The sequence below is a fragment of the Shewanella sp. ISTPL2 genome (assembly GCF_013283205.1).
Taxonomy (GTDB): Bacteria; Pseudomonadota; Gammaproteobacteria; order Enterobacterales; family Shewanellaceae; genus Shewanella; species Shewanella oncorhynchi.
The window spans coordinates 1118636-1141992 of the sequence record NZ_JAAPAV010000001.1 but is presented as its reverse complement, the minus strand read 5'-3'; the positions used below and the strand labels follow the sequence as shown (position 1 = coordinate 1141992).

General features: G+C 44.4%; 24 protein-coding genes and 1 pseudogene. 16 read left to right on the top strand and 9 right to left on the bottom strand.

Annotated elements, in window-relative coordinates; all coding sequences use genetic code 11:
* The first annotated feature begins 202 nt into the window (after window positions 1–202).
* A complete protein-coding gene (cdd, locus tag HUB64_RS05120; protein WP_105252885.1) occupies window positions 203–1093 on the top strand; it encodes a cytidine deaminase in 891 nt (296 codons plus the stop codon).
* A 125-nt stretch (window positions 1094–1218) separates the two neighbouring features.
* On the opposite strand, the gene HUB64_RS05115 is transcribed toward cdd, so the two are convergent.
* The 3 genes from HUB64_RS05115 to HUB64_RS05105 all read right to left on the bottom strand — a co-directional run bounded on the left by HUB64_RS05115 (window position 1219) and on the right by HUB64_RS05105 (window position 2584).
* On the bottom strand, window positions 1219–1452 hold the full coding sequence (locus HUB64_RS05115) for a DUF1289 domain-containing protein (RefSeq protein ID WP_173497886.1): 234 nt from the start codon (window positions 1450–1452) through the stop codon (window positions 1219–1221).
* The gene (locus HUB64_RS05110) at window positions 1427–1777 is read right to left on the bottom strand and encodes a VOC family protein (RefSeq protein ID WP_105252887.1); all 351 of its coding nucleotides are present in this window, start codon (window positions 1775–1777) and stop codon (window positions 1427–1429) included. Before HUB64_RS05110 ends, HUB64_RS05115 begins: the two co-directional genes overlap by 26 nt.
* Before the next feature lie 102 nt (window positions 1778–1879).
* Window positions 1880–2584: a DUF445 domain-containing protein gene (locus tag HUB64_RS05105; protein ID WP_105253144.1), complete on the bottom strand. Its 705-nt coding sequence runs from the start codon at window positions 2582–2584 to the stop codon at window positions 1880–1882.
* Between the two features lie 435 nt (window positions 2585–3019).
* Here HUB64_RS05105 and HUB64_RS05100 point away from each other — a divergent pair, with 435 nt between their 5' ends.
* The 3 genes from HUB64_RS05100 (at window position 3020) to HUB64_RS05090 (ending at window position 7695) form a co-directional block, all read left to right on the top strand.
* Window positions 3020–3400, top strand: a complete 381-nt coding sequence (locus tag HUB64_RS05100) for a VOC family protein (RefSeq protein ID WP_028760394.1) — start codon at window positions 3020–3022, stop codon at window positions 3398–3400.
* A gap of 255 nt (window positions 3401–3655) precedes the next feature.
* Window positions 3656–7036, top strand: a complete 3381-nt coding sequence (locus tag HUB64_RS05095) for a DUF748 domain-containing protein (RefSeq protein WP_173496524.1) — start codon at window positions 3656–3658, stop codon at window positions 7034–7036.
* A gap of 302 nt (window positions 7037–7338) precedes the next feature.
* Window positions 7339–7695, top strand: coding sequence for a glutathione S-transferase N-terminal domain-containing protein (locus HUB64_RS05090; protein WP_028760396.1), 357 nt, complete (start codon window positions 7339–7341; stop codon window positions 7693–7695).
* Window positions 7696–7842: 147 nt separating this feature from the next.
* Here HUB64_RS05090 and HUB64_RS05085 read toward each other — a convergent pair whose 3' ends face one another.
* Window positions 7843–8532, bottom strand: coding sequence for an energy-coupling factor ABC transporter permease (locus HUB64_RS05085; RefSeq protein WP_173245529.1), 690 nt, complete (start codon window positions 8530–8532; stop codon window positions 7843–7845).
* Between the two features lie 131 nt (window positions 8533–8663).
* Between HUB64_RS05085 and HUB64_RS05080 the strand changes: the two genes are divergently transcribed.
* Complete coding sequence (locus tag HUB64_RS05080) at window positions 8664–9125, top strand: hypothetical protein (protein WP_028760398.1); 462 nt, start codon at window positions 8664–8666, stop codon at window positions 9123–9125.
* A 137-nt stretch (window positions 9126–9262) separates the two neighbouring features.
* Here HUB64_RS05080 and HUB64_RS05075 read toward each other — a convergent pair whose 3' ends face one another.
* From HUB64_RS05075 to HUB64_RS05060, 4 genes are read right to left on the bottom strand one after another with little or no spacing between them, the layout of a single operon-like run.
* Window positions 9263–9442 (bottom strand): Trm112 family protein, encoded by a 180-nt coding sequence (locus tag HUB64_RS05075; protein ID WP_006081200.1) that lies wholly within the window; start codon window positions 9440–9442, stop codon window positions 9263–9265.
* 10 nt (window positions 9443–9452) lie between these two features.
* Window positions 9453–10448: a tetraacyldisaccharide 4'-kinase gene (lpxK, locus tag HUB64_RS05070; RefSeq protein WP_173496523.1), complete on the bottom strand. Its 996-nt coding sequence runs from the start codon at window positions 10446–10448 to the stop codon at window positions 9453–9455.
* On the bottom strand, window positions 10449–12257 hold the full coding sequence (gene msbA / locus HUB64_RS05065) for a lipid A export permease/ATP-binding protein MsbA (protein ID WP_105252892.1): 1809 nt from the start codon (window positions 12255–12257) through the stop codon (window positions 10449–10451).
* Window positions 12258–12289: 32 nt separating this feature from the next.
* On the bottom strand, window positions 12290–14608 hold the full coding sequence (locus HUB64_RS05060) for a DNA internalization-related competence protein ComEC/Rec2 (RefSeq protein WP_173245535.1): 2319 nt from the start codon (window positions 14606–14608) through the stop codon (window positions 12290–12292).
* 32 nt (window positions 14609–14640) lie between these two features.
* Here HUB64_RS05060 and HUB64_RS05055 point away from each other — a divergent pair, with 32 nt between their 5' ends.
* The 6 genes and pseudogenes from HUB64_RS05055 (at window position 14641) to HUB64_RS23135 (ending at window position 17786) form a co-directional block, all read left to right on the top strand.
* Entirely contained in the window at window positions 14641–15150 is a 510-nt protein-coding gene (locus HUB64_RS05055) for a DUF2062 domain-containing protein (protein WP_028760402.1), read from the top strand.
* A gap of 257 nt (window positions 15151–15407) precedes the next feature.
* Window positions 15408–15812, top strand: coding sequence for a phosphate-starvation-inducible protein PsiE (locus HUB64_RS05050; RefSeq protein ID WP_028760403.1), 405 nt, complete (start codon window positions 15408–15410; stop codon window positions 15810–15812).
* 158 nt (window positions 15813–15970) lie between these two features.
* On the top strand, window positions 15971–16273 hold the full coding sequence (locus HUB64_RS05045) for a PilZ domain-containing protein (RefSeq protein WP_173245538.1): 303 nt from the start codon (window positions 15971–15973) through the stop codon (window positions 16271–16273).
* A gap of 76 nt (window positions 16274–16349) precedes the next feature.
* Window positions 16350–17018, top strand: coding sequence for an AAA family ATPase (locus tag HUB64_RS05040; protein ID WP_028760405.1), 669 nt, complete (start codon window positions 16350–16352; stop codon window positions 17016–17018).
* Complete coding sequence (locus tag HUB64_RS05035; protein WP_173245541.1) at window positions 17005–17349, top strand: replication protein RepA; 345 nt, start codon at window positions 17005–17007, stop codon at window positions 17347–17349. Before HUB64_RS05040 ends, HUB64_RS05035 begins: the two co-directional genes overlap by 14 nt.
* A gap of 237 nt (window positions 17350–17586) precedes the next feature.
* Window positions 17587–17786: pseudogene (locus tag HUB64_RS23135) on the top strand (hypothetical protein).
* On the opposite strand, the gene HUB64_RS05030 reads toward HUB64_RS23135, so the two are convergent.
* Window positions 17713–17955, bottom strand: a complete 243-nt coding sequence (locus HUB64_RS05030) for a YecH family metal-binding protein (RefSeq protein ID WP_028760407.1) — start codon at window positions 17953–17955, stop codon at window positions 17713–17715. The pseudogene HUB64_RS23135 and the gene HUB64_RS05030 sit on opposite strands and share 74 nt — an antisense overlap.
* A 128-nt stretch (window positions 17956–18083) precedes the next feature.
* Between HUB64_RS05030 and HUB64_RS05025 the strand changes: the two genes are divergently transcribed.
* The 5 genes from HUB64_RS05025 (at window position 18084) to HUB64_RS05005 (ending at window position 23339) form a co-directional block, all read left to right on the top strand.
* Window positions 18084–19781 (top strand): sensor histidine kinase, encoded by a 1698-nt coding sequence (locus HUB64_RS05025; protein WP_028760408.1) that lies wholly within the window; start codon window positions 18084–18086, stop codon window positions 19779–19781.
* Window positions 19778–20488, top strand: coding sequence for a two-component system response regulator BtsR (gene btsR / locus HUB64_RS05020; protein ID WP_028760409.1), 711 nt, complete (start codon window positions 19778–19780; stop codon window positions 20486–20488). Before HUB64_RS05025 ends, btsR begins: the two co-directional genes overlap by 4 nt.
* Window positions 20489–20687: 199 nt before the next feature.
* Entirely contained in the window at window positions 20688–22148 is a 1461-nt protein-coding gene (locus HUB64_RS05015; protein WP_173245544.1) for a carbon starvation protein A, read from the top strand.
* Between the two features lie 182 nt (window positions 22149–22330).
* Entirely contained in the window at window positions 22331–22714 is a 384-nt protein-coding gene (locus tag HUB64_RS05010) for a VF530 family DNA-binding protein (RefSeq protein WP_173245547.1), read from the top strand.
* 169 nt (window positions 22715–22883) lie between these two features.
* Complete coding sequence (locus tag HUB64_RS05005; protein ID WP_173245551.1) at window positions 22884–23339, top strand: FlxA-like family protein; 456 nt, start codon at window positions 22884–22886, stop codon at window positions 23337–23339.
* Window positions 23340–23357: the final 18 nt, after the last annotated feature.

Below are 23357 nucleotides of genomic sequence, written 5' to 3'. Positions count from 1 at the left end.
AATTCAAGCTTAAGTCTTTTTTTTATAGTCTTAAGCTTATTTGTGTGCACCAATAGACTCACTCTATACGTGAGTAACATAAGTTTATCACTCTCGATAGCACTGACATTGACAGCGTATAAACGCGAGCTAACTCGCATTTATGCTGTAACAAAATTACTAGAATGTTCTTCCATGAACTTAACAAATAAGGAATAGGGAAATGCAAGATAGATTCATTCGTAGCATAACCCAACTGCCAACGCCGTTAGCCGATGCACTTATCCCAATGTTGCACCAGAATTTTGCTGGACACATTGATGCGCAGCAACTTGCTACGCTAACAAGTGCAAGCAAAATGACCGAAGCAGAAGTGTTATTAGCATTACTGCCGATAGCAGCAGCATTGGCCAAACCGCCTATCAGTGAGTTTTATGTCGGCGCGATAGCCAAAGGTAAAAGTGGCGATATCTACATGGGGGCCAACTTAGAATTACCCGGTGAAGCGTTATTTCATTCTGTCCATGCAGAACAAAGCGCTATCAGCCACGCATGGCTCAGTGGTGAAAGCCAAATTGTTGATATCATAGTTAATGCCAGTCCTTGCGGTCATTGTCGTCAGTTTATGAATGAACTGGTTGAAGGGAGCAAGATCTGCATTCATCTACCCGCACAGGAAAGCCATCCTCTGGCCTATTATTTACCCTATGCTTTTGGGCCAAAAGACTTAAATGTCACTTCGCCCTTAATGGCCAAGCAACAAACTGAATTTGCACTAGACAGTGCCGATCCTATGATCATAGAAGGCTTAGATCATGCAGGTTTAAGCTATGCACCTTACACCCAAAGTTTTGCCGCTGTGGTATTAGAAACCCATGATGGCGCAACCTATTGTGGTCGCTACGCAGAAAATGCGGCATTCAATCCTTCTATGCTGCCTATGCAGATGGCCTTATCAAATCTGGCGCGCCACAATCGTGAATTTAGCGATATCAGCCGTGCGGTTTTAATTGAGTCATCTCAAGGAAAAATCAGCTTAGTTGGCGCGACTATGGATGCGCTCCATACCGTTGCCGCCATCGAACTTGAGCACATAGTGGTAGATCCAGTGTAACGTCTGCTTCAAGATGCCAAGGTGCTTCAAAATGCCAACGGCGAAATACGTTAATGCGTATTTCGCCGTTCGATTATCCACTTAAAGCTTAAAAATCAATTATCGTAAGCAATTCTGACGGCTAATCATACTCCATCCGGTCTTCTACTAACCGCGTCATTGAACTTAGCCAGATACTCCCCCTTACGCTCCTCCATCCTGATAAAACAAGCTTGCCGCTCCACTTCCGACATAACGCGCCACGCTAAAATTTCATCAAGATGCCTGAAACAACCTAAACAAATATCTTGCTGATCTAAACAACAATTTCGAATACAAGGAGTGACATTAGGATCATTCTGACCAGACGGCATATTCATTGCCACAAGGTTCAACAAAATGGAATCGACGGCCTCCCGGAAAACTAAAGATGTCAGCTGTGATAATGCCACCAGCTGTTACGACAGCCGTCAGAGTCAATTCTAAGTTCTGGCTGTAGATCACAATCAGCGGGCAACCTTTTGCGAGGGTGAAATTCACATCGGCTTGATAGAATCCCCCAGTAATGCCGACATCCATAAAGCAACTGTATTCAGGGCCATAATCGACATAGGTCCATCCAAAAACTTGGCTAAAAAAAGCCTTAGAACTCGCAATGTCGCGACTTGGGATTTCCAAATAATTGATACTGTGGTGACGGTTCATAGACTTCCTTGCTATTTAATCAGGACACAAAATGATGGACATAAAATGCGTCATTAAAAATGGGAGCCAAAGCTCCCATTCTATTCGCGGCTTTAACTCAGGTTAACCTTGGATTAAGGCTGCGGCAAGTCCAATCAGACCGCCAAACACGCCGCCCCAAATCACTAACCAACCTAAGTGCGTTTGGATCATGTCCTGAACGATTTGTTTCACCATTTGCGGTGTTAACTCGTTTAATCTTTGCTCCACTATGTTAGCAATTTTAGTTTGCAGATCGGCCATCACATTTGGCTGTTCAATTTCTTGTTTCAGCAACTCGTGAAATGCATCGCTTTGTGCCATTTCAACTAAAGAAGCTTTCATCTTCACAATAAACGGCTCTTTTAACGGCAATAAGGCATCTGTGCCACCAAACATAGACAACATGCCGCCAAAGGAAGATTGGGCGACTGTGCTAATTAACGCATCAAAAGAAGGCGCTAAATCAACCTTTTCAATCACTGGCGCCAAGTCTATTTTACTCAGCCCTTCTTTTTCAGATAGGAATCGGTCGATATTTTCAGTGGTAAAAAACTGTTTCATCATCAAATGAGCAATACCCGCCTTAAACTCTTCAAAACGAGAAGGCACAACTCCCGAACCATAGAGTCCGGGGACTTTCTCAAACAACATATAAACTGCAACCCAGTTGGTAATTGCACCCGATAAAGCAAATAATCCGACATTCAGGACAATTGCCGAATTCATCAGGTAACCCACAACGACCAAAGCAGCCGCCAATAAATTCGTCACTAAACTCTTATTCAATCTCATATCCCCTAAGGTGGCATCGATAAGATGCAAAACTCGCCTATATTAACAAGTTAACGGGAGTCAGGTCTAACACTCAAACCACAGTAAACAAACCCGTTTTAAAATCTGTTTTCAGTGCTAAGTCTTGGCGCGAGGGGCAAGATGAAGCCCATCAACTAAGCCGCAGCGCCACTGAGCCACAAGAAGCTGATTAGCCAGCACCAAATAAAGTGAATCTCCTTGTAGAACATTAAGTTAATTTAATGTTTGCCGACCTAAAAAACGCAAAAATTTTAATTTACCGTCTGTGAATTATCAACTTGCCTCAACTACACTCAATCAAGATAACGTACAAAAAATATGGCTCAAAATACAGACGGTACTGAACACTGACAGTTAACCTCGGCTCAATACACAAAATTTACCCAAAATAGAATAAAGGATGCGCTTATGGAATCGGCTTTTAACACTGCAGGGGCGTTAAGTTGGCATGAATTGACAACCAATAATACCGAAGAAGCTATGCACTTCTATGCTGAGATTTTTGGCTGGCACTTTAAAACCGTCAAAATGCCCCACGGCAATTATCATATTATTGAAAATCAGGGCGTCAGCATTGGGGGGATCACCGATAGTTTGCTCCCAATGCTTCCCTCACATTGGACTGGCTACATTACCGTTAACGATGTCGATCAAGTCGCTATCAGCGCAAAAAAACTTGGCGGGGATATTCTGTTTGGTCCTGAAGATATACCCGAAGTAGGCCGTTTTTGTTGGATAAAAGATCCACAAGGCGCCATTATTGCAGCGATTAGTTATTTAAATCGCTGATCAAAAATAGCGTCCAACATAGCGAGTATTGACGACTCAAAACATTAGCCATAGGCTGAAACACATGTAGTTATCAATGTAGATGATAGGTTACCACTCAGGAATGTCTTAGATCAGAAGACGTTATTGTCTGTGTAATACCAAGATTTCATTGGTAAAAATATAAATAATTTCTGGAAACATTAGCATTATTCGCTAGAATGTCCGTACTTATGGAAGTTTTTCCCTGTCTTATGCATTGGAGCCTTGATATTAATGCTGACCCAGTTATCGCAATTCAGACACTCTTTTTTTGCCCTCCCAAGATACCTGCGAGTGATTATTTACCTAACAGCAGTCTACCTTAGCTATGTCTGCACATTAGGTTTAATCCTCCCCTATGCGATAACCACGCTGGCACCAGAAAAACTCTCAACTCTGCTCGGTCGTCCCGTCACCCTCGGTGATATACGCATTAACCCCTTTAATTTCAGAGTCGAAATCGACCAACTGGCCATTAAAGAAAAAGACGACAAACCTTTTGCTGGTATTGCACAAGTCCAATTCGAAATACACTTTTGGCGATCTGTTTTTAATCGCGCCGCCGTTATCGAAAACATACACATACAAGCGCCCTACGCACATATCATTCGCGTGGAGAAAAAAGGGAAAGCTGGATTCAACTTCGACGATATTCTGCAGACCCTGAACGGGCATTCATCCACGAGCACAGAAACAGCCCCCACAGAAGCCAGCTCACCCATTCGTGTCCTGCTCAGCCAATTTGTGTTGGATGCGGGACAATTTAACTTCGATGACAAAATTACCCATGCTCAAGTGAACTACCCCAATATCAATCTAAAACTCAGTTCCCTTGATACTGAATATTTGATGGCGGCATCATCGGCATCGATAACACCAGCCATAAAAGTAAACAAAGTTGATAATACGACACCAAACGCCCAATCAACGTCTGACTCACCCATTGTGCCTATCAAGCACAATCACTATGCGATACAACTCAGTGATGATCATGCTGGTGAAATCAGTTTGCAGGGGCAATTCCAATTGTTCCCGCTAAAAGTTGCGGGTGACATCCAAGTCGCCAAACTGAAACTGACACCACTATGGCGATTTATCGACGATCAATTTAATCCCGTCCTCACGGATGGCGAGCTCAGTATTAAAACTCAGTATCAAGTGGATCTTGCCGAGAATGGCGAGTTACAAGTCATCAGCAACAATGGCCAGTTTATTGTTGAAAAACTTAACGTTAACGACAAAGATCGCTCAGTGGTCAAGCTCCCCATGTTTGCCCTCGACGGCATTTCAGCCAACTTGAAGCAGCAGAAAGTGCATATCAACAAACTCCACAGCGATGGCCTAACAATGAGTGCCATTTTGAACCAAGACGGGCTCGATCTTGTTGGCTTATTCATGCCTAAATCGTTAAGCGCCTCCACAACGACTACGCAGCCGGTTGCTAAACCAACCGATGCTAAATCGCTAGAACGCGTACAAGTTGCGCAAGTGGAAGAAAAACGTCAAATAGCAGAGACTGCCAATGATGCAAGCGATAGCGCAAACAAAGCAACAGAAAGCGAATTAACCGCAACTAACGAGAGTGATAAAACAGAACAAAAGACAGAAGCGACCGCAAATGTCACCACTGATGCCACTAAAGAAACCGCTGCAGAAGTCGCTTCTGAGGCAGATCCTCTGCTGCCAATCAAGCAAACACCAGTAACGACGTCAACTGACACTTGGTTAGTGCAACTCGATGCGCTCAATATTGAAAACTATGACCTTAATCTATCGGAACAAAAGCTAACGGCCACACCGCAGCAATGGCGAGTGTATCCGCTTAATTTTTCAACTAAGGTCATAACGAGTACCTTAACCGCTCCGATTGAATATGAGCTACAACTCAGCCTCAATGATCAAGGTACTTTGAGCTCTCAAGGCCAAGTCGATGTGACGGGCGAAACCATAGATGCCAATATCCAACTCGATAAGCTGGCATTAATCCAATTTCAGCCCTATTTAGCGCCCTACGTGAATATCCAGCTCAAGAGCGGTCTATTAAGCTCAGCAGGCAAGCTGACCGCCGATGCTAAAGGCAAAGCCATTTACGGTGGCAGTGTTGAGCTCGATGATTTAGCTATTCATGACAAATTGCGTAATGCTCCACTGGTCAAATGGCAAAAGATGAATATCAATCAACTGGATTTTGACCAACAGAAAAATCAAATCAAAATTGATCACTTAGCCTTTAATCAACCCTACGCCAAAGTGGTGATAGCCAAAGATAGAACCACTAATATCAGCGATCTTATCGTTGAGGCTCCGGCTGAAAATAGCAAGACAACTAAAAACACAACCACAGCCAGTGCTAAGCAAACCGAGCTGCAAACGGCAAGCAAGACAACGCCTGAGTTAAGCCTCGATATTCAAAAAATTAGCTTTAGCCAAGGCTCAGCTTACTTTGCCGATAACTCACTGACACCAAACTTTGCCTCAGGGATTGAGTTACTTGAAGGCAATATCACTCACCTGTCATCCACGCCAGGGACTAAGGCCTCGGTTGATATCAAAGGTAAGATAGACAAGTATGCGCCTGTAACTCTAAAAGGCGATATTAACCCTTTGCTAGATATGCCATATTTAGATCTCGACTTAGTCTTTAAGAGCGTTGAGTTAACCTCAGTCAATCCTTACTCTGGCACCTATGCGGGTTACTACATAGATAAAGGACAGCTATCACTATCGCTGAACTATCAACTCGATAAGAACAAGCTCAAGGGCAGTAACCATCTGATCATAGACCAACTGAAACTTGGTAAACCCAGTGACAGTGACCTTGCCACTAGCTTACCCATCACGCTCGCAATTGCCCTGCTGCAGGACCGTAACGGTGTGATTGATTTAGGCATGGAAGTCTCTGGCGATTTAGACTCACCTAGCTTTAGTGTCGGCAGCATCATAATGACGGCGATTACCAATGTGATCACTAAAGCCGTCACAGCGCCCTTCACTTTCTTAGCAGGACTCATAGGTTCTGACGAAACCTTAGATAAGATCAGCTTTGCCGCAGGCAAATTCAGCCTAAGTGAAGATGAGCAAAAAAGTTTAGACAAACTCGCTAGCGCCTTACTCGACAGACCTATGCTCAAGCTCAGCGTTGAGGGGGAAGTCGATGCCATCAATGACAGCCAAGCCATTGCTGAGCGCATCATGAAGCGTAAATTGGCTAAATTAGCCAATATTGAATTTAGTGCGTTACCTGATGATTTAAGTCCGAGTCAATTCCCGACCCAAGGGCCGCTTGCCGATGCGCTAGTAAAGCTTTATGAACAAGAAGTTAAAGCCGATCCTGCCCAAATCAAAGACACTGTTATCGCAGAGGCCAAAGACGCGCAGCTTTCAGATGACGAAATCACCACCCGCTGGCATATCGCTTTATATAATCTGTCGGTAAAAGCGCAGAATGTTAACGATGGCATGTTGGGTAATTTGGCCCAAGAAAGAGCAAAAGCCGTTAAAGCTTACCTTGTGGACGTGAAAGAAATTGCTCCAGAGCGGATCTTCTTGCTCGAAAGCCGAGTGAGTTTAACCCAGAATGCAGCCCAAGTGAGTCTCACTATTGATGCTCAATAACTCAGCCAATTAACTGCTTCTTATATAAAACTAAGCCCGCTAAAGTTCGACTTTAGCGGGCTTTTACCTTATGGCTAAGCGTCATAACCAATCAAAAAACCATTCTTCTACAATCAAATCATCTATCTGTTAATTCACTCTAAAATGTTGGCCGTGCTTGGTGCCATAGGTTACACTCTGCGGCCTTTATACAACTGAGATCACAGTTTTTAAACGACTGGGTCTCAGACTCGCCGCACGCTTTCTGTGGCGCCATGACGCACAAATGTTCTTCCACAAAAATTATCATTAAGGTCAATAACATGTTTATCATTCGCTGGATTTTAGGCAGGATTATTCTGTTTTTAAATTTCGTATTTAGCCCTAAGAAGCGCCAACGTCCACTGGCTGAGCAACAAAAAATTGATGCTCAAACTCAAGCATTAGCCCTGTATCAATATCCTGCATGCCCATTTTGTGTAAAAGTCCGCCGTGCAATGCGTCGCCAAGGACTCAACATAGTGACCCACGACGCTAAAAAAGCACCGCATAAAGATGAACTCATCGCTCAAGGCGGCAAACAGCAAGTGCCTTGTCTGCGGATTGAAGAAAACGGTCAAGTACAGTGGTTATATGAATCAAAAGAAATCATTAACTACTTAGACCAACGCTTCGCCTAAATCACGGCGCAACGGTCTACGTAAATATACAAATAAGTGCGCCCAGTCACCTTTTCAATCGTCTGTTCAATGGGCACTTACAAAGGGCTTTACGTTGGAATGACAAGGTTTTGGGCGCAGTTCTTTTATTGCGTTGTTTTATCGCATTTACTTACGCCACAAATATTCACGGTCAGAATAATCAAATAACCACTGGGGCTGATACACCACCAATAGCGTTACCGCCATGCCATTAAGCAATGCCTCTGGGAATGCCAGCAAAGGGATTAGCATCAGGTAGTCGTCCACTAACACATTCCAATCGTAATCCGCCGCAGACCACAACCACATCGCCCAACTCAATTGATGAAACACAGTTGAGAGGCCCGCATTGATAAAACCACCGACGAAGATGAATACAAAAATATGTTTAGGAAATAAATGGTAACTGCGACTGTATAGGATAAAACACAGAAACAGCGGCACAGCCATAGCGAACAAACTAAAAGCACCAAAATCAGCGGGCTGCTTTAATATAAAAAGACTAAAAAAAGCGCTCGGCAACAGCAACACTAGAGTCGCAAGACGCCAGCCGAACATCAGCATACAAGTGACAATTCCCAGAAAATGCAGATGTAACCCAGTTTGAACACTGGCATTTAACGACCACAGCGCATTGATCCCCACCAACGTCAGCAACAAACGTAATTGGAGATGTTTATCCCGCCGGAGCTGCACTAACTCTTCTTTTGGCCATATGGCGTAGAGCCATAACGCCAAGAACATAAGGCATATACCTTGAGTCAGGCTCATATCCCATTCGATTTGCGCCCATTTATTTGACCAAAACGCCCACATTACTCGCCCATCCTTAATCCATTACACCTATCGGCGCGTACTCAGCCAATGAGAATGCCATAAATCCATGAACTTTAGGGCCATATTAAGGTATTCTTCTGTCAGTTAATAACTAAGAGTTAAATTTGATTATGCCGTTTCGATATCTCAGCCTTGCCATCTTAAGTTGTTTCTCGCTCATCGCCTGCAGCAGTGCGCCAATTGACCCGAGTGAACTCGCCGGAAAATTACGGGATAAGTTAACGACGGATATTAAAAGCGATGGCCTTAAACTCTTCAGCTACAAAGCGCGGCTGGTCGATGAAAAGTCGACAATGAATGATACAGAGCGCCCTTTTCCACACGAGGCACGCATACGTAATATGCAAGATCCCCGTGAGCAACGTCGCGCGATGCAAGATCTACAGGACTCATTAGAAATTTGGGGGAGACAGGTTGATTTGGGTTTAATCAAAACCCTTGAAATGACGGGTTATTGCCGCGAAGGTTATATTGAATTAAGCCGAATTATCGAGCCTGGTCGAGGAGAAATCCGCGGTGAGTGCCAAGAGGGTGCAACCAATGCTGATAAACAAAAATTTATGAGCTATTAACTAAACTCAAAGTAATGAAGAAACGTGCACAGTTACCAATACAAAAAACTTAAATCGGCTAAAAATAGCTAAAACGATAATAAGCAGAATAAAAAACAAGCATGCGCGTATGAGACAATACGCGCATTCACGTCACACTAAACTGATTCGGTCAGTGGCACAGCACGATTTTCCAATAACACAGGGATACCTTCAGTGATCGGATAAGCAAGTTTATCTGCCTTACAAATCAACTGCTGCGTCGTTTTATCGTACTCAAGTTTTCCCTTACACACAGGGCAAGCCACTATATCTAACAATTTTTTATCGAATGCCATGGAAGTTTCCTTATTTAGCTGCAGCCACTTCACGAAGACGTGCGAGCAGCTGTTCATCAAATTGTGGGGATAGCTTGGCATCGACCGCCAAATACCACCAGTTTTCTTGTGCAAAATCGCGACATTTAACCGCATCTTTTTCTGTCATCAACAGTGGCAAGCCTTGGGCTAAATCACCTAACTGGGTTTTATCGTAGGCCTGATGGTCATCAAAACCATGGCAGAAGGCCAGTTGATAGCCTTGTGCGCGCAACGATTCAAAGAAACGCGCTGGATTACCTATGCCCGCCATCGCAACGAGCGGCTGAGACTTATCGAAAGTATATTCACCAGACGTCGCATCACATTTAACAGGCTTCACTGCCGTAGGTGTCAGTTGCATTTCGAACTGCCCTTTTGCCGCTGGGCCGCCATTACTGACGATAAAATCCACGGTATCGAGACGCCACGCGCCTTCACGCAATGGACCTGCTGGCAATAGCAAGCCATTGCCTAAACCGCGCTGACCATCAATCACCACCAGCTCAATATCGCGTGCCAGAGCATAATGCTGTAGGCCATCGTCACAGATGATGACATCGACACCAAACTCAGCAATAAGCGCATTAGCCGCATCGACCCGTTTAGCGCCAACCACCATGGGCACTTGAGTACGCGCCACTATCATGGCAGGTTCATCACCCACCTCTGCCGCACTTGCACCTAAGCAAACCGATTTAACGCCTTGAATATCAACACCGTAACCACGACTGATCACACCGGGGTGAAATCCATGTTGGCGCAGTAATTCAATCAGATAAATCACAGTTGGCGTCTTACCGCTGCCACCGACGGTAATATTACCGACGACGATGATAGGTACAGGCATTGCAGTTTGTAATTTCATCCCGAGGTGAAACAAAGCGCGGCGCACATAAGTGATAACCGCGAATAAGCCCGATAAAGGTAACAAGAGCCATCGCAGTGGATGGCCCTGATACCAGATTTTATTCACTAAGGCCTGCATCTAACTACCAAATTGCATTTGGTATAATTTGGCGTACATGCCATCTAATTCCAATAGTGATTGGTGCGTCCCGCGCTCGACGATACGCCCCTGATCGACTACTAAAATCTGATCGGCACTCTCGATGGTCGACAACCTGTGGGCGATCACTACAGATGTGCGGTTTTGTCTGAGGTTATCTAACCCTTTTTGAATGGCTTTTTCTGACTCAGTATCCAGTGCTGAGGTCGCTTCATCGAGGATCAACACAGGCGCATCACGCAACATAGCGCGTGCAATCGCAATCCGCTGTCTTTGACCACCGGACAATAACACGCCATTCTCACCCACTTGGGTATCAAGGCCTTGGGGCAGCTGATCAATAAACTCCATCGCATAGGCCAAGGTCGCAGCTTCAATGATCTGCTCACGAGTCGCCTCACCGGGATAGGCGTAAGCGATGTTATTGGCTATCGTGTCATTGAACAAGGTCACCTGTTGCGATACCAGTGCCACTTGATTACGCAGCGATTTTAGCGAGTAATCGTAGATGCTGACGTCATCAAGCAGAATATCGCCGGATTCAAGGCCCGTATAAAAACGGGTCACTAAACTCGCAATAGTCGACTTACCTGAGCCAGAACGTCCAACTAAGGCTAAGGTTTGCCCGGGTTTGACTTCAAAATCGACATTCTCAAGTGCACGACGATCTTGGCTGTCATAGGTAAAACACACATTATCAAAACGTAGATGACCCTTAGCACGCTCGACAGTATAAGTTCCCGTATCGGACTCTGGCAGCGTATCCAGTAATTCAAACACTGTGGTACAAGCCGCAATACCCCGTTGAAATTCGGCATTCACTCGGGTTAAGTTTTTGATTGGCTGTAACATGGCCATCATAGCGCCAAGAATCGTCGCGAAGGTACCCGCGGTAAGATCGGCTTTCATGCTGTCTAAGCTTGCCGCATAAAGTACAAAGGCTAAGGCGAATGAACCAATAATCATGATCAGAGGCTGACTAATGGCTTGTGCCACAGCTAACTTCATATTTTGATGGCGGTTTTGATCGTTTACTTTAGCAAAACGGGTTGCTTCTGTTTCCTGTCCACCAAAGGCCAATACGTTTTTATGGCCTTTAATCATTTGCTCCGTAGTCGCACTCACCCCGCCCATGGCTGTTTGAATTTGCTTAGAGACCTTACGGAAACGACGACTAACCACCGCAATGACCATGCCCATGATAGGACCAATCACAAGAATACAGAGGGATAGCTTCCAAGAGTTATAGAACATCAGCACCAGCATACCAAACACAGTCACACTATCGCGGACGATTGAAATCAAAGCACTTCCCGATGCTCGAGCGATTTGCTCAGTATCAAAAGTCACTTTTGAGATCAAGTTACCGGTATTTTCCTTATCCATATAACTGACAGGCAGGCTCAGATAATGCTCAAACACTTGCTGACGCATGTCCATGATCAAACGCGCACTCATGTATGAAATGCCGTAGGTCGAGACAAAGTTGGCAAAACCGCGCAGGGAAAACATGACGATAACCACAAGCGGCGCCATCATTAGCACGTCGTTGTTCGCGTGGAAACCTTCACTGGTTGGCAATGCGATGCCGTTGGTCACCGCAGCAGGTGCGCCGCCGGAGAAACCCTTATCAATAAAGGGGCCGATGAAAGCGATAAAGGCGGCATCGACGAGACCATAAATAATTAATCCCGCAACTGAAAGCATAAACATGCCTTTCATCTGTTTTATATAGCCCAGTAATCGTTTGAAAACTGTCCACATTTCGTCTTTAGGAGATGTTGTCATTGATAACACTAAATTATGGCAAAGTAGGCATTCTACTCTGGATTAATCAAGTCACCAAATCTAAACAGAGAGTTGTACCAAAATGGCGCTAAATCACCACGATAGGTCTTAACCTCTCGCTCAGACTGCTGAAAAATCACACTAATCTGCCCTTCTATACCTGTAGTTAGGCCCATAATCTCCCGTTGCTGATACCGTTCAACCACTGTGGATTTTGGAAACCCCCAGCGATTAGCAAAACCAGCAGGAAACAAGACTAACTTGGGGGCCACAGCATCAATAAAGGCTTCAGTTGACGAGGTTTTACTGCCGTGGTGGGGCGCAACGAGCACTTCACTTTGTAACTCATACTCACCACTTAAGGCACGACTTAATAGCGAAGTTTCGATTTGCTTTTCGATATCCCCCGTAAGCAGTAGACTCTGCCTGTCATCATCAATGCGTATAACACAGGAACCATTATTACCCACTAACGCTTGAGGCGGAGAAAGCAAATTCAAGCTCAGCCCTTGCCATTGAATCTGCCTTGGGCGGCAATCTTGGCCACTAAAGCCAGCCATGTCTGTGATCACTAAAGCCTTAGGGTAAGCCTCAATCAAAACAGGGGCACCACCTGCATGATCGTTATCGCTATGGCTGATAACAATATAATCAATATCTTGAATGCCTTTGGCTTTTAGGAAAGGTAATATCACCCGCTCCGCATAACTGAAGTCATCACCAAAGGCGGCACCTGTGTCGTAGACCAGCCCTCTACCATTCTTTTCAATAACCACAGCTAAACCTTGGCCCACATCCAGTAAATGCATAGCCCATCGATTATTTTGAACGGGTGACCACAGCGTAATACAGAAAAGCAAAGCGGGAATAAACAGTAAACTCAGCAGGCTTAACCAAGCAGTATAATTTTTATTTTTAGGCACATAGCGCCATAACACACCACCGATGAACGCAGATAACCCCAAGGCTAATATCGTATCTGAAAGCGCTAACCAATGGGCTGGCAATTGCTGGCTTATGTCTAGCAACTGTGCATAGGGTGATAAACTCCAATCACTTAGGCGAAGCAGTCCTAACCAAGAGAACCCAAACGCAGTACCAACCCACCAGCATATAAATCCCGCCATAGCTAATGGGATAACAACAAAACTAAACCATGGCACAGCTAGGATATTCATCCACAAGCTGTGTAAACTCACACCACCAAAGAGTGCTCCTTGCAGTAATCCAAGCCCAAGGCTCAAGCGCCACTGGATGGCCCAAAATTGTAAAAGCCCCGCGCCTACACGCGTCCTTCGAGTCGACACAGCCGTAAACTCTTTGGGCTGGATGACTAAGGTATATAAAATCACCCCTAAAGCACAAAACGACAGCCAAAATCCCGCACTTAAACAAGCAAGCGGGTCGAGTAACAATACGACAAACAATGCAAACAGCAAGCGCTCCCACGCAGTAGAAAATCGCTTTAATAAACTCAGTAGCATTAACAGTAAAATCATCACGAGTGCACGCTGAGTCGATACACCAAAACCTGCAAGATAGGCATAAAATGCTGCGCCTATACCTGCCGCGACTAACGCAAAAGTCATATTACGTCGACTCTGATGTGACACCAAACGACTCAATCCAAACAAAAGGCAAGCGTATACCCATGCCGCGACAACGGAGAGGTGCAAACCGGAAATCGCCACTAAATGGCCAGTGCCAGTCTGCCTTAGTGCTTGCCAACGAGCTTGTGAGATCAAATGCTTATCCCCCAAAAGCAAGGCGAGTAAAATGTCACCTTGAGGTAAAGAGGCTAATTCAGGTGTCAATGCGCTTATGAGGTCATTACGCAATGAAGGCGAAACCGCAAGTAACTGCGCCTCAATCACTCGCCCTTTACCGACCACATGTTGACTGATTAATTGTTTTTGTTCGTTGTAGCCGCCTTGATTTAGCACGCTAGCAATGCTCTTAGGTGTCAAGGTAAACAGCCAAACCTGACCCACATCGACTTCTGGCGGATCTTTCCACGTGAGTCGCAATTTTGCGTTTGGCCCTAAGATTAAATTTGGTTTAATGAGCGATATATCCAAACTTAGCCAGTCGCTGTTTCGACTAACTAGTGATATGATTTCGCCCCTTACCTGTATAGGTTGTTGTAACACTGGCAAATCCTGCCTAGATAATCCTAAGCAAAAACCAGTTAGCCATGCTACCGCAAAGAGCCCTCCTGCACAGACAGGGATTTTTCGGTGTAAGATTAACGCCCCAACAACAAGGTAGGGTATGTAACTGACTGGCGGCAGCGAAGGCCATAACATCGCTGATAATAAGATGGCACTAAAGCCAAACATGAATCGATTCATAGTGAATTAAGTTAAGACAGCAATTTCAGCATATGCCAAAAAAATTAATTAAAAGATTTATGCCTAAGCCTGAAACCTTGCGTGAGCATAAACACTTACGCATGTTCGGACGCTTGTTACATAATCCCAATCTATGGGCACTTAATCGAAAATCCGCCCCAGGCGCATTTGCCGTAGGGTTATTTGTCGCTTGGATCCCCATGCCATTTCAGATGGTTGTTGCAGCGGCTTTTGCCATTCTATTTAACGTTAATATTCCTGTTTCAGTTGCATTAGTATGGATAACCAATCCCTTAACTATGCCAGTGATGTTTTATGGTGCGTATTTACTCGGTGCTAAAATACTCGGCCATGCTCCGCAAGATTTTGCCTTCGAAGCAAGTTGGCAATGGATTGAAGCATCGCTTGCGACCATAGGTCCGGCATTCTTACTCGGGTGTCTCGTGCTAGGAGTGGTTTTTTCCGCTGTTGGTTATTTGCTGATTAATAATCTGTGGAAATATTCAATTATGTTTAAGTGGCAGAAACGCAAGAATAAATAATCTCTTATATTCAAACCGCTTATGTTGGTACAACGATTGAGTCGAGATAACAGCATAAGCGGATTAACACATTCGCTCTCGCTTCCCTTTTGTTCATCATGTGAATCACCTTCTACATACAAGCACGTTAACTCCACTTTGCGCCGAATTTAAGATCGTACATATCTGTGAATTAAATCACACAGCGGCGCCTAGCTTTTCCCTAAAAATAGATTTTTGCTGTTACTATTTATAAAAACATCAAGTAGGGAATATCCATGCCTTTTTATCATCAATATGGTTCTAAAAGCCTTAAAGCCGTTGAACACTTAGTCCTATTTATTATTGCCATTGCCACCGTTGTCGCAATAGGCCAAGAAATTGTGCATATCATCTCTGTACGTATGGTCGCACTGGCTGATTTACTCTTGTTATTTATTTTCTTAGAAGTATTAGCCATGGTGGCTAACTACTATGAATCCGGTAAGTTACCAGTACGTATGCCGCTTTATATTGCGATTGTCGCCTTGGCCCGTTACCTAATCTTAGATATGAAGAGCATGGAAGACTGGCGTATCGCAGCAATATCATTATCGACGCTAATTTTAGCGGCAACCGTGATTGTGATTCGTTGGGGCCAATTAAAAATGCCTTATCCAAAAAATCAAGAATACGACAATTAATCAAATACCTGAGTTGGTGCTATTGAAACCTAAATCAATGGCACCTGCTGTTCTCGTTTTAAAACTATTATCAAAGACCTAGCTTTCACATTGGTATTCTGCCAAAAAGCAATTATGCTAGTTTTACTGAGATCAATAATTTACGGGGCAATTGAGTTATGGGTGACCATACTACTGGTTTTGAAGAAAAACGCACATCACTGCGAGTCGACATGGAAGCAGAGCGCGTGGTCTTGAATTGGATCGACACTCAAGGCATGAGGCAAACTGATGAAGGTGTATGTATCGACTTAGCAAGACGCGGCATTTTATTCGATTATAAAAATCCGTTTGCACTGGGCGAACTCATCGAAGTGACCTTTAATCCCAATTCAACCCAACAAAATACTGTTAAAGGACAAGTCTGCCGTTGCGCGAGATGCCATGACCAAAGCTACCATATTGCTATGCAACTGCTTTAATTTAACTTAAATTTCGCAGCTTTAATGGCTCTGTTCTACACTTAATGAATTGAACAATTCATTAAGGGGCGTCTGTATGATCTTGCTGGTAGGTGGTGAAAAAGGTGGTAGCGGAAAAAGTTGTCTCGCTCAAAATCTTGCCGTTTATATTAAGCAAAAATTTCAGGCAAACGTCCTCATGGTCGATTGTGATCCCCAGCGCACGACTTCAGATTGGATCCAAGCAAGAAATAATGATCCAAGCCTCCCAAGTATTAATTGCATCCAACTTTACGGCAAAATTCGTAATGATTTACTCAGCCTCAATGAGCGTTTTGACTACGTAATTGTAGATTGTGGTGGCCAAGATAACTTAGCCATGCGCGCAGCTATGTCGGTAGCGACTTATGTTGTGATCCCCCTCAGACCCAAAAGACGCGATCTCAAAACATTACCCCACATGGAAGACATGCTAAGTACTTGTAAGATGGTGAATCCTAAAATGATCGCGACTATAGTGCTCACCCAATGCCCAGCGCTTCCCACACAGTTTAAACGCATTTTAGAAGCCAAAGATGTGGTGCAATCCTTTGGACTAAGAGTGCTAAATTCAGTTACATTTTGCCGAAATATTTATGATGACAGTGAAGAAAGAGGCTCTTCAGTCGTCGAAATAGAACCCGATGGAAAAGCAGCTGATGAGATCCGCGCCATAGCAGATGAGTTATTCGCAATGCCACCAGAAAATAGCTATGAGCTTAACTGATCTTAAACGTAAGAAACCTAAGCAAATCATCAAGCCGGTTTCTGTCGATGATTTCATTGAAGATGCCAATAACTACGCCTTAGGTAAGGCGAGTTTATTAGCTGCGCCCACCACACACACCATAGTTAAGGGCTTAGATAAAAAATCGACTAAGATTTATCGCCACGCGACCTTTACCCTCACTGAAAACAGTATTTCTCAGCTTGACGCCCTATCGAAATCCACCCATATTGCAAAATCTCGATTACTGCGTATTTTGATCAATGAGTTTACCCTACTCACTCCCGCACAGCAGGAGCAAATTGCAAATAAGCGCCACGATGAAACCTGAGCTTCAACAAAACGATTACACGTCTAAGTGACTGAAAAATAATCAATAAAATACAACAAAATAAAATGAGTACGCTATGGCACTGTGTATTATACCAATCATATTAAATAGTTAGTCAGTTCAGAGCCTCACTGGCATATCAATCCAAGACGCATTGACGCAGAAATGGTCATTCCCTTTTAAGTCATGCAACACCGGAGTGGAATGCCTGTGGCTCCCGAAGGGCGGCTGATGTTAATGGCATCGCGCTTTATACTGCGTTTAAGACTTTCGACAGAGAGCACCACTATGCCTTCAAGCCTTCGCCTTGTCTAAAGCGCCTTGAGCTCCCGCTGAATGAACAGATATTTAATACGATGGGTATTAATGTTCACACTTTCGCCCAGCCACAAGTTGAATACCTTGGGACGTTTCGTAAAACTTACCTTTACCTATAAGTAACTCAATTAACGCTTCGGCACTCAAATCAGTTGCACTACAAGTATGGTATCGAGCCGCCGAGCCAAACTTTTGCTCCATCATGGAAATTAATTCAGGCTTTATAATAGCGGCCCCTTGAGCTACCATCAGCGCCATAACATCATGACCGTGAACAGAATTGGACATATGTCCTCCTAAAGATGCAATATTATTGTTCTTTATATCCTAACGGTTAAATTCGAACCCTGATCTCGCGCACAAACTTTCAAATGGGGACGACTGCGCCGACATCTGTGACGATAATGTGAGCCATTATGTCTTTGATCCTATTACTGACCCAACAGATGTCGCTGTACTTAGTGATCGTTTACTTAGTCAGTAAAACACCGCTGTTTAAACTGTTTGCCGAAACGTCTCCTCGTCTGCCACATAAGATTTTTATGTATCTGATTTTTTCGAGTTTCTGCATCATGGCCACTTATTTTGGTGAGCAAACCTCGGGAGCGATTGCCAACACTCGTGCTATGGGCGCAGTTTTAGGCGGATTATTAGGAGGACCGGTTACTGGTTTTCTGGTGGGGCTGACTGGTGGGCTACACCGCTACAGTATGGGCGGCTTTACTGATATAGCCTGCGCCATCTCTACCACCTTAGAAGGCTTATCCGCAGGGATGATAAGCTTCTACTTAAGACGCGCAGATAAAAGTGAGCTCATCTACAATCCATTACTCGTTTGCCTAGTGACTTTTTATGCTGAAATGATGCAAATGAGCATCATACTTTTGGTCGCACGCCCCTTCGATGATGCATGGGAATTAGTACGTCAAATCGCGCCGCCCATGTTATTAGTCAATTCCGTGGGAGCGGCACTCTTTATGAGCATGATCCGTGACCAAAAAACCATGTTTGATAAACTCTCATCGAGCTTTTCGACTAAGGCATTAAAAATTGCCGAACGCAGTGTCGGATTACTATCCAAAGGATTTAACGAAGAAAGTAGTAGTCACGTCGCCCAAATCGTCATCGAAGAAACCAATGTGGGTGCAGTGGCCATCACGGACAGGGAAAAACTGTTAGCCTTTATTGGCATAGGCGCCGATCACCATCTCCCAGGTACACCGATTTCGTCCAAAATCACCTTAGAAGCCATCAATCAAAATAAGGTCATGTTCGCCGATGGCGTTGAAACGCCCTATGCATGCTCTATTTCTTCTCATTGCCGTCTAGGGTCAAGTCTAGTGATCCCGCTGCGCAGTGATACTGAAGTCATTGGCACGATTAAACTCTATGAGCCTAAGAATAAACTTTTTTTGAATATCAACCGTACTTTAGGTGAAGGTATTGCCCGCCTATTATCAAACCAAATTCTTTATGGGCGTTTTGAGCAACAGCAAAATCTACTAACTCAAGCCGAACTTAAATTGCTGCAGGCTCAGGTCAATCCGCACTTTTTATTTAATGCACTGAATACCATTAGCGCGATTATCAAACGTGATCCTGATATGTCTAAGCAGCTACTGCAGCAGTTATCACAATTTTTACGGATCAATTTAAAGCGAACGACAGGCTTAGTGACGCTTGGGGATGAGCTAGATCACATAGCGTCCTATCTCACCATTGAAAAAGCGCGTTTTATTGATAAATTACAAGTCAGTATCGCGATACCTGAATCACTCTACCACTGTAAAGTCCCCGCCTTTACCCTGCAGCCAATTATTGAGAATGCCGTAAAGCACGGCACTTCGCACATGATTGAGCAAGGGCAGATTAAAGTGACTGGCAAGCTCGAAAATGATGTGCTGGAGCTAGAAGTCACAGACAATGCCGGGTTGTATCAGCCCATTGAGGGCTCAGAAGGTCTAGGGATGAACTTAGTGCATAAGCGAATTCAAAATATTTTTGGCGAACAATACGGCGTGACAGTGGAGTGCGAGCCCGATCAATTGACTCGTGTCACCATAAGATTGCCCATAGAAAGCCCTGAAACATCAAATATGGATAACCGCACGTGATCACTTGTTTAATTGTCGATGATGAGCTGTTTGCTCGTGAAGAATTAGCTGACCTTTTAGGGCAAGAACACGACATCCAAATCGTCGGTCAATGCGCCAATGCTATTGAGGCATTACAGAGCATAACCAAAGAAAAACCTCAGTTAATCTTTCTTGATATCCAAATGCCACGCATTTCGGGCATGGAACTTATTGCAATGCTCGACCCCGATGACATGCCGAAAATCGTGTTTGTCACCGCATACGACGAGTTTGCCGTCAAAGCCTTCGACAATCATGCCTTCGATTATTTACTCAAACCCATAGATGCCGACAGACTCAGTAAAACCCTCACTCGTGTGCGTAAAAATCTAACGCCTCAGGCTATGGACTCCATTACCCCAAAGAGTCTTGAACATATTCCCTGCTACAGCGGCAATAAACTCAAAGTCATTGCAATCCAAGATGTGGAATATGTGTTCAGTGACTTAAGCGGCATCCATGTGGCCAGCACGAAAGGCAAAGTCCATACCCAGTTGACCTTGAAAGTGTTCGAAGAAAAAACCCCACTGGTGCGCTGCCATCGGCAGTATTTAATTTCACCTAAGGCGATTGCTGAAATTGAGCTGTTAGATACTGGGGCTGAAGTCACCACTCATTTAGGCGATAAAGTCCCCGTATCACGCCGCTATCTTAAAAGCCTTAAACAGCTATTTGGCTTTCAATAAACACAATCCAAAAGTCATCTTAGCGATGTATTTTTAGCCATAAGATAGCCAACAACACTCACCGTTAACATAAAATGGTAACCACTTAAGCTCGCCTATTGCCGCTCACACTGCATTTTCGACCACTCATTGAGATTACAAAGTTTTATATCAACAACTTGTTTACACTCGCCAGAACTCAAATGGGGAGATAACAAAAATGATGTGGTTCCTACTCTGTGTCGGTCTACTGATCGGCGGCTACTTTATCTACGGCGCCTTTGTCGAGAAAGTCTTCGGCATTAACGCTAATCGTCAAACACCCGCTTTCAGTCAAACTGATGGCGTCGACTTTGTGCCTATGTCTAAAGGCAAAGTCTATCTAATTCAATTATTAAACATTGCAGGCGTAGGCCCAATCTTTGGTCCTATCTTAGGTGCACTCTATGGTCCTGCAGCCATGTTGTGGATTGTGGTTGGCTGTATCTTTGCAGGTGCAGTACATGACTACTTCTCCGGTATGTTGTCAGTGCGCAATGGCGGTCAATCCGTGCCAAACCTTGCGGGTAAGTATTTAGGTAAGAGCGCCAAACACTTCATGAACGTGTTTGCTATTGTGCTGTTACTGCTAGTCGGTGTGGTCTTTATCTCTGCGCCTGCTGGCTTACTTGGCAAGCTTACCGGTTGGGATGTCAGTATCTTCGTTGGTATAATCTTCGTCTATTACCTGATTGCAACTGTGGTACCTGTCGATAAAATTATCGGTCGTCTGTACCCCTTCTTTGGCGCTTTATTGTTCTTCATGTCGTTTGGTTTAGCTTTCGCAATTATGCTATCAAGCGAGCATACCTTACTGCCTAACGTACAAGCGGGCGATTTCTTCCAAAACTTAAATCCGAACGACATGCCACTTTGGCCTGCCCTATTCATCACTATTGCCTGTGGCGCGGTATCGGGTTTCCATGCTACTCAATCACCGTTAATGGCCCGCTGCGTTGAAAACGAGACGAATGGTCGCTTCGTCTTCTTTGGCGCCATGATAGGCGAAGGCATAATCGCATTGCTTTGGTGTGCCATCGCGTTGTCTTACTTTGGCGGAGTAGAAGGGTTGAGTGCGGGTATGTCAGGTAACCCTGCCAACGTCGTCTATGAGGCCTCTACCGGTCTGTTAGGCGCTATCGGTGGCTTTATGGCTATCCTAGGGGTGATTATTCTGCCGATTACCTCAGGCGATACGGCTTTCCGCTCTGCACGTTTGATTCTGGCTGAATTTTTCAAGATGCCACAAATCTCACTACCAAAGCGCTTAGTGTTAGCTCTCCCACTGTTTGTTATCGGCGGCATATTGACCCAAGTGGACTTTGGTGTGATTTGGCGCTACTTCGGTGTAGCAAACCAAGCCACTGCAGTATTAATGCTGTGGACGGCTTCGGCTTACCTGCTACGACATAACAAACTACATTGGATTGCGACAATTCCAGCGATGTTTATGACCACTGTGGTAATCACCTTCCTACTGAACTCGTCAACCTTAGGCGCAGGTTTACCTATGACGGTATCAACCATAGCGGGCATAGTCACAACCTTAGTGATTACAGCACTCTTGATTGTGAAAACCAAAGGTAAAGGCGAAATTGATTTACCGGTTGAAACTGAGCTTAAAGAGCCAGTCAAAGACTAGTCAAACAGTCCAAATGACCAACCTAAAACAGGCGCTTTATTGCGCCTGTTTTGATCATACTGCTCCACCAATAACAGCTATCACAGGTTTAAGCTAGCAAGGTATTCAAGCTTGACTCGATACCATTCCACACTGTATCAGGCATACAAAACTGCTATACTCCCGCCATAGCACATTGCAACATGCATAATATGAATCAATCGAATAACCCGCTCCACGGCATTAAACTGGAAACGATCATCACTTATTTAGTCGAGAAATACGGCTGGGAAGAATTAGGGGAAAGAATTAATATCCGCTGTTTTACCCACGATCCCAGCATCAAATCCTGTTTACGTTTTTTGAGAAAAACAGAGTGGGCGCGGGATAAAGTCGAATATCTTTATTTAAGAGCCAACAAATTACCCTTGCCTCCACCTAAAGCGGAAGCGAGTCAAACCGCTAAGAAGCCTGCGGCAAAAATTGCGACGAAGAAAACCAATCAAACTCCCCCTGACAAGTCAGCTAAAAGCGATAAACCTAACACAGATGACAAAGTAAATAGCCATATTTGGGGTAACAGTTAATCTTCGCCCTCTGCAGCCATAAAACGTGAACAGTCCTCACTTGAGGGCTGTATTGTCATCAGCAATATCGCGCTTTTTGCCAAATAAGCCAAAAATTAGCTTCAGTTTTCCAATTAATGGCCGATAGCGATTTGAGTATCAACACAGTTTGCATCTAATGGAGTATGGAATGAGCATTAATGGAATAAACAGTGCCACAATCGGCTCAACTTTCACTCCGGTATCGGGCGCATATATCGCAGCAACTCCTGCCACAACAAAAACGGCGACTAATGAATCGACAGCAGATGCGCAGGATACTCAAGACACAGTCTCCATTTCTTCAGCCGGCCGCGCCGCATTGTCCGCAGATGTAGGTGCCCCTTTAAGAGACAATGCTGCAGCCAAAAAAGATGGAACAGAAAATGATGCGTCAGAAGAGCCCATGACGTTAATCGACCAACAAATCCAGAAAATAAAAGAGCAGATCAAAGCACTACAAAAAATGCTGGCCAAACTTAAAGGAGATGACTCTGAGGTTGCGGAGCAACAGCGTAAGTTAATCCAAGAACAAATAATGCAGCTAAGTAGTCAAATAGCGACCTTAACTGATAAGAAGATGCGCGACGCGCAAAAGTCAGCTTAGACAAGATAACTTACCAAT